Below are 12,093 nucleotides of genomic sequence, written 5' to 3'. Positions count from 1 at the left end.
CATAACAAAGGCCGCCTAAGCGACCTCTTAAATTGTTAGCATTTAACATCACAAACTTTATGCGATCCGACACGCAGTAACGTACTAATGCAAAAAATACCGCCAAAAAGCAGCATTTTAAAAGTTTTATTTACTGATGTTATTGTGAATCAGCTATTGTTGAATTTGGCGTTCTTTAAGAAGAACTTCAAAATCAGAGGGGTAGGCTGTAACTAATTTACTGTCCACATTTAAAGCTTCAAGGTTATCTCGAAGACTGGCAATAGTACGAGGTATAAATTGACTTGAATCCCCCATCATACCCCGAATTAAATCTTTACCTAAATTTTCCAACCCACCACTAACAATGTCAAATTGTGTATATATATCAATATGATACCCGCCATCATATTGCCATAAACACGTATAGAACTGAGTGTTTTCACCTTGAGAACTCATAGATGAATCTGTAGCCTGTGCATAAATTAATGCACCGTCACAAGTAGGACGTTTAGCCGCACCTCCAGCTAAAGCTGCGAGCGCTGAGTTATTACCAAAAGGATTAACCAACTGAAATCGAGGTGATTCTTTTGGTATAGGATACGGAGGTAAATCTTCAGTTATCCTCACACTAGATGTATTAGCCTGTAAAGCCGTTTTAATTGCTTTTGACATATCCGAAGAGGAAACACCTTTAGAGACCTTAAGATCATAAACTGCATAACTTCGCTTAGTCTCTTTAGTTTTAGCTAAAGATGTGCTTTTACAGCCAGCTAAACTGAAAGCAGCAACAAGAGCTATAGATATAATTTTGATGTTCATCGTTATAAATTCCATTTAATACTATAAGTTATGGATTTTATACACGCACAAAGACTATAAGCAATAACTTGCATTAAATATCTATTCATAATGTAACGAGCATCCTAAATCGAACACTGAACAGAGGCCGTTTTATATGAAAATTTAATAGCTACTATGTTTTTCCTAAAAACGGCTGTATTTAACAGTATGCATCTATCCCGCACTAACAACGTGATCGCTGTTCAGGGGAAATAGGCAGGATGAGAAGTATTTTGATAGGTTTGTTCATAATTAACATGAGATAAGTGAATTTGCTATTTTGTTAACCGTGTTATTGAAATCAAAAACACCACTTACACATAATCTCAAGCTTGGAAGTCTTGTAACCACCCTACAAATAAGATACCAAAAACAGAGAAACAAATTTAATTATATTAATTTCAACACCTTAAAACATATGCGTTATATTGCTCATCAAATTTATATCACCAATTAAGACCTATTTATCACATTTTCAGTCTCAATTTAATGTATAAAAAATACACAAAAAATCATTGCCGATAGATTACTTATTATAATAGGCCCATGAAAAAAGTGCTGTGGCCACTTGTCATGATGAGTTAAAGGCCTACGCCTAACCATCTCCGATTTGGCATCCATATCGCGTTAGGCCAAACAGACACTCCAGGGTGGAAGAAGCCTAAATTATTGGTAGGAAAGTCATGTAGCGGAGAGATATAAATCTCTTATTAGATATCTAAGTGCTGCGATTCAATTCATCACTCACATCACAAATCAGCAAGCGGACAAAACACAATCTAGATTTAACAAAAAATAAACATAATGAATTTATTTGCAGAGGATCACATAACCAAATGCACTTAATTGTATAATGTTTGAGCTATAAACAATTAAATGGATATATAGATTTGGCTAAACTTCTCTCAAAAACAGACAAAAAAAATTGTACGATTAACATACATACTGCAGCTCAGCCCGCCTTTAATTTTTTCCACAATCAAGCACACCTCTTCGATAAGACATTATTTAATAAGGCTACGCTAGATGAATTAAATAAAGACTCAACACTGCACGCGATTAGAATAGATAATAATGAAATCGCCATATTTTCAGGTTTCGAATACATAAGTTTTAACTTAACAAGTCTCGATCTTAAACAGCACACCATCATTGTTTTTAGCAACCTAGGCGATGAAGAAATATCACGGCAGGCATGGCGTTCTGTTCTGCGCACCATCATCTCATCTGTCTCTTCACAGTCTATTGAGGAATTAAGACGAAATTTAAATGACACAGTCCCTAGCTATTATATTAAATCTATTTTTAATAAAAATATTCTCTCACAAAAGAAGTTAGCCCTACTCACCTCTTCTTCTCGTGATACTTTAGCTAAGCAATACCAAAGAGAAAAACGGTCACACAAAAAATCATCATCTATTTTCCAACAACTAATACAGGAAGATGGAAGTGAATAAATCAGAAATTGAAAGTTACTTTAAAGAAAAAAATATAAATCGATTTTTTAAAGCCTTATTTCCTTTTGATAAAGAATACAATGCAGCTATTGCAAATGAAGTTTTACGACTTTGCTCATTATTATCGACGCAATACATTCAACATTTTAAAGAAGAAGTCCTATTAACGCTAGAAGCCAAAAAAAATATAATAGAAACACCGCCAGAATCCATTTTGGTATTAGAGCACATTACCCAAAAAAAACAACTTGGCGTCCACTTTATTCCTGCTTTTATTTGCTCAACCTTATTACGCACGTCTTATAACAAGCACAAATTCGATCAATATAAAGCATTAGCTTTACTTGTTATCACTCGTTTATCTTATATAGGTGAGCATGACGCCAAAATAAAATCACTTTGTGATGAAATTAGACTGTTTTCTTTAGGGAAAAGAGAAACATTAGCTGGCTTTCTTCCAGATATTGGTCGCTATAATTTCAGCGAGCTTGTTAAGCTATTTAATTCACTCGTAGATAAATCATCTCCAACCTCCACAATCGGTCCAATTAGAAATCAACTGGAACATTACAATCGACCGCTTAAAGCAAGTCACGATTTTAGTAGAGGCTACCATAGATATATATCTACGCAACGATTTCGACAAGCGGGCTCATTAACCATTAAGCCTAAAGAAGTCCTTAATGACGAAGGTGATCAAGCAATAGAAATATCACAACTGCATTTCGGACCTAAACACTCAGAGAGTTGGCAAAATGAGGACAGTGCAGATAACGACTCACGAAGTATTAATATTGTTACAAGCACAAATAACACATCAAAAAGCGAAGCTTTAGCAGCAATACAAGCTCGAACAATATTTGCACAGATCAAAAAAAAAGCAATGCATCTACCCTGTGACATCTATGCAACAACCGAATTAGAATTAACGACTCTACTGGAAGCTTGTGTCAATAATATTATCATTAACCAAGAGACTGATATCAGCAAATTATTATTATTAATGTTATTAACTGGTAGTAATGATGATCAAGTAAAACGTTTCAAACCTTACCGAAACGATAGGAAACACATCATAGGTATTTTAAGAAAACACACCTTACCTAGCCATTCCATCAGAGATGAATTAAAGTGCCTCACTCAACCAGTAGAGAATTCAATTTGTCTTCCACTACCCAATACCATTAGTTCAGGGCTCAGCAGCTTTAAATTTAAAAACATTGATAAAACGTCACTTAAAAATTTTTTACAAGCAATCAACAACAGTAAAGGCACTCACCTTACCCTAACAAAAATTAGCGGTTATCTTCATTACCATTTTTCACAATTACAAATTGATCCTGTTATAACGCATATTATCAGCGGCACTGATATTAAGGTTTTGCCGGCGCTGTATTACACACAATTACCCCTCTCTACGTTACTAAATCACTATCAACAGTATCTAGAACACCTAGCTCTTTTAATCAATACGGAACTGTTATCAATTAACCCAACAGATAAAGAATATCTTATTGGAACCACATTACATTTTGACGATAAAAAGTTAACGTTACTTTTTAGAGCATTAAAAAAACAAATTCAAAAATACCAGGAAAAAACTGCGAAACAATTTTCAGAACAAGCACATAATGACATTACAGTTATAACGCAATTAGTATTAATGCTCGCTACAGGTTATCGTCCTGTTTCTGGTTGGTTTGGAAAACGGGTCGATTTTCACTTACCCACCAAAAGCTACTGGATTGCAGATAAAGCCTCATCCATTGGAGATAATAGCCGCTGTATAATTCTACCAAGTATCGCCATTAATTATTTACAGGACTACATAGACTATTTACGTCAGGCGATTATCTACCATGAAAACCAATCACCTGAAATCTATGACCGCTATAACGATTGTTTAAATAATCAAGCTCACTTTTTCTTTTTCAGACAAGAAAATAAGATCCTTGAGGTTCTACCTTCGAACTATACACATATCATTGATAGCACCTTTCCCATGCAACCCAATTGGGCCAGACATCACATCCGGTCACTGCTCTTCAAACATAATATTGCTCCAGAACTCATCTCTGCATGGATAGGGCATCAAGATATGGCTAAACCTGCATTTAATGCATTCAGTCAACTCAGTAGAAAACAATTACAACAAATAAGCGAAATTATTAATCAACATCTTATCGAAATTGGTTTGGGGGATTAGCGTGAAAAACGTCGGTGTTAACGCCAGAGAAGAATCACGAAGTAAGAAAAGGAATAAAGAAATTGAATTGCTTATCCAACACGCAACAGAGCTTTTTAAAAAGTCATTTCCTAATCCGAAAAATATTCCATCAAAGCAAGATTTTGAATCAAGGTGGCAACGATTTTTAGATAGTTGTGATAAGACTATTGGCACGAAAAAAAACTACAGACTGGCATTCAATTATGCAGTCAAAACTCTAAAGCAATATAAAGAGAACTATGGTTGGCCTTACTCTCCCCCTTCGTATTTAGTCTCTCACAAAGAGCCTCAACAATTACGTACAAAATCATGGTTAAACCAAGCATGGGCAGTGAACGACTTTTATCAGCACTGGTTTAATAATTTATTGTGTAGTTCAACACCACAATCAACGAAAGAAATTTATCGTAACCTTCTTCTGTCATTAGTTTTCCACAGCGGCCATTGCTTTGACAAAGTCATACTCTCTTTCCATCACCAGTTAACCAATGACAGTCTGATATTACATCATTGGAGTAAGCACGTCTTTTCTGCTCTAGAACTGACAACAACACAATTAAACACCAACTGTAAAATTAATGGTGAAAAGAAAACCATACAAACCTGTTACCTTCACCCTATAACGTTAGGGTTATTACGGCGGTGGCTAAAATGTAATAAAAACGGTTGGACGCCACCATCAGAAAAGAAATTATGCCATTTCCTAAAAGGAGGAGAGACACAGTCTGATAACTTTCCCAATACATTAAAAAGCTTTTGTCAGGCTGCAATTTATACCACTGAGCATTTCGATAGTGTCGAACTTAGTCAAGCTCTTGTCGAATATCGTATTGGTAAAATAAAATCTTACGGTATAGGACCAGACAATCTTGCAAGGATCAGCCAACCAAAAGTGAATGAACTGAATCACTTCGAATTCGATGTCACGGCAACCAATACCAGTCGCCCACAAAGCAACTTAGCGGCAGCCTTTAAACCAGCTTGTGATCAGCACTTCTTTACAAAATTTAAAGCCTGTTTCTATCAAGATAAAACCCAAACTAAGAAACTCACCAGTAACACTATTCGTTTTGAGCTTAATACTTTATTAACACAGCAAAAATGGTCTTTAGGCGAAAGAATATTATTAAAGTGGTTTATTCATAAAAGTCATTCGTGTGCTTCTTCAACGCTAAAACAATACCATGCCAGCTTAACAAGACGATGGTTGCACCTCTGCCAAGACTGCGATTTTTCTCAAATTGATGCAGAGTCATTAGAACACATCTACGAAGCAACGATAGATAAAATCGAAAAAAAACACTCACAAGAATACTTTGCCAAAAGACTTAAGGATCTCCATAGCTTTTCTGTTTTTAATGGATATTTACCAGAAATAAGCGTTCATTATTTTCATCAAGATGTTACACAACGTCATACACGAGCAGGTTTTATTGATGAAGATTTATTTTTGGCTCTACTTAACCATGTAGATAAACTGAATGATTTAGGTAACGATGAAAAGGGTTGCTTAAAAAGTTTATGCATTATCAGTTATCGCTGCGGGTTACGTCTTAGTGAGTTAATGAAGCTACAACTTAAAAATATTGAAGTCTCCGATATTGGGTGGATTAATATTCGAGACAATAAATATGGTAGCAATAAAACAGCAAGCAGCCTTCGTAAAGTACCACTCTATCCACTATTGCTTGAACATGAATCTGATATCATCAAGCAACACTTATCTCAAAAAAAACTACTCAGTAAAGCACCTGCAAGTCTGGCATTTAGTTTTGGTCAAAATCCATATCAACCTTTTGATACATTTCAAGTCTCAGCATTTGTTGGTAATACGCTAAAAGCACTTTCGGGACTGCAACATTTTGTCTTTCACCATCTAAGACATAGTTGCTTTAGCCGTCTTCAACTTATTTTTGAACTTGATAATCAAGAATTAAGTAACATCCCTAACCTCTGTGCTTATTCAACACAACAAATGGAGAGCATCAAAGAAGTGATTAAAGGGCGATCATTACAAAACGGTTACTTTGCTATCGCAGCATTCGCTGGGCATGAATCACCAGAGATGACATTTTCATACTACTTCCATTTTTCTGATTTGATTTCTTACTTGAAAATAAAACGTGCTGAATTCACATTAACGACGAAACAAAAAATCATGATCGGTATGACAACCAAGTACCAGATAAAGGATCCCAAGCATAATCATCTCGATTATCTGATTAAGAAACTCAACGTGATGGTATTACCTTCAACCGTTAAAAACGGGGTTACAGTGGATCACATCCATCAAACAGTATCAAATAACAGCTTAACGCTTTGTTATCGTGTACTTGAAGAATATCAAAAAGGAGTATCTCTTAAGGAAATCACACATCAATACCATATAAAGCAAAAAGACTTAGATAAGTGGTTAGCCAACGCTCATTTCATTAAATCATTACAAACTAATACGGCAATACCGCAATCTCGCCATTTCACTAAAGCAAGAGAGCACTTATTACTACCTGCAAAACTAACGTCAAATGGCGAAAATCAACTCATCAATAAGCTCATCGTTAAATTACGCAGTGAGTATAAAACTAATAAAACTGTTCTGTCAGATATGCTTGCTTACGCTTTAAATAATACAAGCGTTAGTAAATCAGGAATATATTTTAACGACCCCAAAAAACTAAAAATCTTCATTGAAACGTTTTCTTTTATGATCCCTAAATCATCATGGCGTGCAATCACCTTATACCATCAAAACAGCATCGTCTTAAATGAGTGGGAGTCTGCACTTAAAAGTATAAGGAAAAGACAGGGGAAAAAATCAAAATCTAAAAGCAAACTTGCACAAGGCGCAGTAAGGCTTGAATTTATCAGTCCAAACGAGGAAAAATTAAAAAAACAGCATGGATATAAAAAGTATTCAACACATACACTGCAGTATTTGTTCCATATGATGGGGATAATGATGTTGAAAAATAACACTATGCCAAAGAATACTCAGCAACAAAAAACCAATACAATAATTAACCCACCAAGAGTACGTAACGCCTTGGTCAGGTTAGTTTAATATGCGTATATGAGCGACATCCCCCTCATTTTTACCTTCATCTAAAGCGGCACTTCCTGCTTTTTTAGCTAAATCACCAACTGTTGACCAAATACTCATAATTATTATCTTTTTGCTTTTTATTAATTTATCATGCAAATTGATATAATTATGTGAACCAAGTCATCGTAATGATCTGATGCAACAAAGGCCGCCGAAACGACCTCTTTAATTGTTAGTATTTAACACCACAAATTTTATGCGAACAGATCTTGGTTTATTGATGTAATAGACTCTAATCCAAACATTGATATAGTCATAAGATCTGCTGGGTCTGAGTTATCAACAGGACACAAAACAATAGAAGTATCATCAAAACTAGCAACAATACCTATAAATTTCGCACCTGATATTGTCGTAATTTGGCATTCCATTTTGTGTACTTTTAGAAAACCTAAGCGACGCTGAATATGATTACTTTTATTACTCATTATAAATTCCTATTAATTCCATAATTTTATTAAAATCATGCTGTGTACGAACTTTTACTTTCAATAGATCACACCAAGCTAATTCAGGTATTTGTCTTAGATTACTGTTTCTACCATAAGGAGTCGTTTCAGGCGTTACCAAGGCATAATATTTGTATATATCATTCGGTAATACATCAATAAGGTCACTATCACCACAATAACGAGGAATAAAAATACTAGCGAATTTTGTTTTTTCGACAGCAATGACGATATCAATATTAGTACATAGAAAAGGGGTTAATTTGTTTGTTGGTTTATGTTCTGGGTGTGGAATAATATTAAAAACTTCATCAGAAAATTTCATTAATATATCTTCACTATACATTCGTTTATCTTCAGACATAGAACCAGAAATTAGAGCACTTAATACTTTTATAGTATTACGATGTTGTTCGTTTATTGCTTTTTCTAACCATGGAAGAAAAGCCTTATAATCAAATCGTAACTCTAAGCTAAGACCTAATATGCTAGTACGATCATGACAGTAGCGTTCTAAAGAACCTTTATCACCAATAATTTTTTTAAATGATTTTGAAAGAGCCTGGCTACGAACTATTAGTTTACTTTCAAGCTCAGGCATAATTAGCCCTTTAATACCTGCTAAGTCAGAAAAATCATAGATAATATCAATATTTGTGACGGGATATTGTCCTACGGGTGGAACTTGTGTGAAACGGCGTGAAGGATCATTTACCCATTTGAATATGGCAGGGTAATCATCACCGAATTCATTAAACTCTTCGTCTGAAAGCACTTTACTGGGTTTAGTTTTATCTCGACTATTAATCAAATTAATATCATCACAATTAGGGTTAATCTGATTGAAATAGTCATTATTGCAAGGATCTTCACCTTCCTCTTTCTTTTTCATTGCAAATAATAGAGCACAAATTGTTACATAAACATTTGTTTTAAAAATCATTTCATTTGCGATTTCAATGCTGTCTTTATCTATTAGAGTGTCATATTTTTCTCGTGATTTAAGTAATTGTCCTAAAAAAAGCACTTGGTTTTTAATGTGGTACATACTAAAGATGTAATCTTCATCAACTAATTTTTTTATGTCCCCCAAATAAAGCTGCTTAGCTGCAAAACGGCCAATATCATCACTAACTTCATCTTTTCCTAATTCAATGGTTAATGTTTCTCGCGTTGCCGCTTGGATTTCTTCAATGAATCTTTGGTTTAGTAATACCTGTGTCATGTATTGTTACCTTCTCGTCTTATAGGCATATCAAACACATTAGCCATCATTTGGTTTTGGTCAAATTTTTAATTAAAAAAAAGACCAAAAACCAAAAAAATAAATAAAAAGATCACAATTGGGTGTTTTTTTGTTGTTTTTTTTAGCTTGGACGTGCTAGCGTAAGTGTCATTGGTTACTAAGGATATTCATAATGCCTCAAAAAAAAACACCTAAACGCCTAGCGCAATACATTAATGCCGCAATTGTTAGATCGCCAAAGTTACAAACTGAAATAAGCAAAGAAGCGGGATATTCAACATCCAACAACCTAACGATGATAAAACAAGGGAAATCAAGGGTTGCACTGAATAAAATAGAGTCGTTAGCGAATGCGTTGAACCTCTGTCCAGTCACACTAATGAATTTAGCGCTGGAAGAATATGAGCCTGCTATATTTGAGTTTATTCAGAAAAAAAGCACGCTACTATCAGCGAATGAGCAAGCTATCATCGCGATTTATCGCATGTATGCGGGTACCAAAGAGCCAACACTCAGTGAAAGTACTACCGACAGGTTAAAGCAACTTTTTCTTGAACTAGACGCTTCATTACCTAAGAGGGAGAGTGTTGAATGATAAAAACTATAATGCGGTGATAACTACTATTTCTTCAACAGCTTTAGCCTCAAAAAAGTGAATTAATACTTATCAATTTAGATAAGTTAGCCAAGTTATAAGAAAAAGTACTTTCGTTAACATATGAATAATCAATAAATATCACTAAGTATGTAAATAGGAGTTTAAATGAATCAGTTACACCTAAAAATAACGAACGGAAATATAAAAAATGGTCACTTTTATATTCCAGCTGATTGTCCCATTTTCCCTGCAACCTCTTGGGGAGGGAAGAACAAGAGTGAGATGGGTAGCAAATTCAGTGTCAGTTTTGAAGGAACAGGCGAAACCGTAATGACGGATATTGATGGGAGTAAACGCTTATTGCGTATGGCGCGCGGACAAACATCTCGATTCTACAAGAAACACCATTTATCTGAAGGCGATATCATCTGTATAGCAAAAGAGGGGGATCTTAGGTTCAAAGTCTCAATATCTCGTTGACAGCAGCACCATGAGAAACCCAGATATATAAAAATATAGATAAAAGCGTGGCAGGCTTTAAATATTTACTTAGATCAAATGTTGATTGATAGAATCAGTGTACCCCGTAAGTTCGGCGATGAACTGCGTCAGATATATTTACCCTAAAAACGGTTATATTTAACAGCATGCCACTTCCCTCATCCACCACAAGGATTTCTATAATCAAATAGAGCGTATTGCATCTTGAATATAAATGGCACGAAATTAGATCCGACCATTATCAGATCTAGGTGATGATATTCAATTTTTGCTAGATCAGAATCTTCAAAGAAAAAGCACTTTGAACTTTTAATAAGCAGTAAGCCCCAAAAGAGGCTTACCTTTAATTGGCTTAGCTAGCTTGACGTTGCTCGCACACCACTTTTTCAGCTGTCGTTAGTGTACTGATCATCTGCTTAGCTACAGCATAGATTACATTCATACAAACTGAGTTACCAAACTGCTGATATATTTGGTTTTGCGACACAGCATCAACTTTAAAATTTTCAGGAAAACCTTGTAATCTCGCGCACTCGCGTGGTGTTAACTTGCGTGGATTTTTATTGAGCAGGGCTTGGTCAATTAGTATCTCTGAACCATCTTTATAATATCGAGCACTGATCGTATTCGTGTACTCACTCTCGGCATTGAAAAGTGAATAACCAAATCCATTGCCTTTAGTCTTATGCTCAGCTTTACGCTTTTGATGCCCTTCCCACAACTTATCTGAGATAGTAAAACGGTCTTTACCATACTCTTTATGGTCAGCAGCTAATTCTTCCTGTGTTTGTAGGATATCTCCAACACGTGTAGGTGTTTTTGGCGGCGTAGGCCAATTGAATATGTCGTCGAAGTTTACGCTCTGAAACTGGTCCTTATCAAAACCAATAATGAATACTCGTTCTCGGTTTTGAGGTGCACCAAAGTCCCCCGCTCGTAAAACGCGAACATCAACCCAGTAATTCAACTTATGTTGTAAAGCATGGCGTGCTTCTTCACCCATAGGTACATCTTCTGGGATCTGTTGTTCATGTTTTCCTTGTAAGATATCCATGATGGTTTTTAGTGTTTGACCTTTATCATGTCCTCTGAGCTGTTTGACGTTTTCAAGTAAAAAAGCTTTGGGCCTCTTCACAGCCAAAATCTTCTGGACCTCAAAGAACATCGTTCCTCTGGTATCACTAAATCCTTGTTTTAATCCAGCTTGAGAAAAGGATTGGCACGGAAATCCACCCAAAAGAACTTCATGATCTGGAATATCTTTAGCTTTAATTTGCACGATATCGCCATTTGGCATATCTCCATAGTTTGCCAAATACGTTTTTTGGGCGAATTTATCCCACTCAGAGGTGAAAACACAGTGGCCGCCTAATTGCTGGAATGGATAACGAATGCCACCTATGCCAGCAAAAAGATCAATAAAACGAAAATCGGCATCTTCGAGTCGGTCTTGCTTTAGTGGAGCTAAATCATGAAATTTTTTCATTTCATCCTCTAAATCGACAATCTTTGCCCATTTAAGAGGAGAAGGTTTATGCTCTCCTGCTTCCCAACCACGAATTGTTCGTTCGCCGTCCTTTCCTAATCCAATCAAATTTGCTAGCTCACGCTGCCCTAAGCCAAGCTTATCTCTTAACTCTTTGATATAATGGGAGGTATTCAATTTATTTACCATTTCTCTCTATTGATA

General features: G+C 35.5%; 9 protein-coding genes. 5 read left to right on the top strand and 4 right to left on the bottom strand.

Annotated elements, in window-relative coordinates:
• Nucleotides 1-153: 153 nt before the first annotated feature.
• The gene (locus BTN98_RS12630; protein WP_060996930.1) at nt 154-801 is read right to left on the bottom strand and encodes a hypothetical protein; all 648 of its coding nucleotides are present in this window, start codon (nt 799-801) and stop codon (nt 154-156) included.
• A gap of 911 nt (nt 802-1,712) precedes the next feature.
• Between BTN98_RS12630 and BTN98_RS12625 the strand changes: the two genes are divergently transcribed.
• Genes BTN98_RS12625 through BTN98_RS12615 form a run of 3 tightly spaced genes read left to right on the top strand, consistent with a single transcriptional unit; the run spans nt 1,713 to nt 7,567 of the window.
• Nucleotides 1,713-2,279: a hypothetical protein gene (locus BTN98_RS12625; protein WP_060996929.1), complete on the top strand. Its 567-nt coding sequence runs from the start codon at nt 1,713-1,715 to the stop codon at nt 2,277-2,279.
• Nucleotides 2,272-4,485, top strand: a complete 2,214-nt coding sequence (locus BTN98_RS12620; protein WP_231730619.1) for an integrase — start codon at nt 2,272-2,274, stop codon at nt 4,483-4,485. Before BTN98_RS12625 ends, BTN98_RS12620 begins: the two co-directional genes overlap by 8 nt.
• A gap of 1 nt (nt 4,486) precedes the next feature.
• Nucleotides 4,487-7,567, top strand: a complete 3,081-nt coding sequence (locus BTN98_RS12615; protein ID WP_060996927.1) for a site-specific integrase — start codon at nt 4,487-4,489, stop codon at nt 7,565-7,567.
• A gap of 236 nt (nt 7,568-7,803) precedes the next feature.
• Here BTN98_RS12615 and BTN98_RS12610 read toward each other — a convergent pair whose 3' ends face one another.
• On the bottom strand, nt 7,804-8,037 hold the full coding sequence (locus BTN98_RS12610; protein WP_060996926.1) for a hypothetical protein: 234 nt from the start codon (nt 8,035-8,037) through the stop codon (nt 7,804-7,806).
• Nucleotides 8,030-9,283, bottom strand: a complete 1,254-nt coding sequence (locus BTN98_RS12605) for a hypothetical protein (protein ID WP_060996925.1) — start codon at nt 9,281-9,283, stop codon at nt 8,030-8,032. Before BTN98_RS12605 ends, BTN98_RS12610 begins: the two co-directional genes overlap by 8 nt.
• A gap of 193 nt (nt 9,284-9,476) precedes the next feature.
• Between BTN98_RS12605 and BTN98_RS12600 the strand changes: the two genes are divergently transcribed.
• Nucleotides 9,477-9,899: a hypothetical protein gene (locus tag BTN98_RS12600; protein ID WP_060996924.1), complete on the top strand. Its 423-nt coding sequence runs from the start codon at nt 9,477-9,479 to the stop codon at nt 9,897-9,899.
• A 168-nt stretch (nt 9,900-10,067) separates the two neighbouring features.
• On the top strand, nt 10,068-10,382 hold the full coding sequence (locus BTN98_RS12595; RefSeq protein ID WP_060996923.1) for a hypothetical protein: 315 nt from the start codon (nt 10,068-10,070) through the stop codon (nt 10,380-10,382).
• Nucleotides 10,383-10,755: 373 nt separating this feature from the next.
• Here BTN98_RS12595 and dcm read toward each other — a convergent pair whose 3' ends face one another.
• Nucleotides 10,756-12,078: a DNA cytosine methyltransferase gene (dcm, locus tag BTN98_RS12590; protein WP_060996922.1), complete on the bottom strand. Its 1,323-nt coding sequence runs from the start codon at nt 12,076-12,078 to the stop codon at nt 10,756-10,758.
• Between the last annotated feature and the right edge of the window lie 15 nt (nt 12,079-12,093).

Source organism: Photobacterium aquimaris, from assembly GCF_002954455.1.
Classification (GTDB): Bacteria; Pseudomonadota; Gammaproteobacteria; order Enterobacterales; family Vibrionaceae; genus Photobacterium; species Photobacterium aquimaris.
Note: the sequence above shows the minus strand (reverse complement) of the source record. Positions and strands in the feature narration are given on the sequence as shown.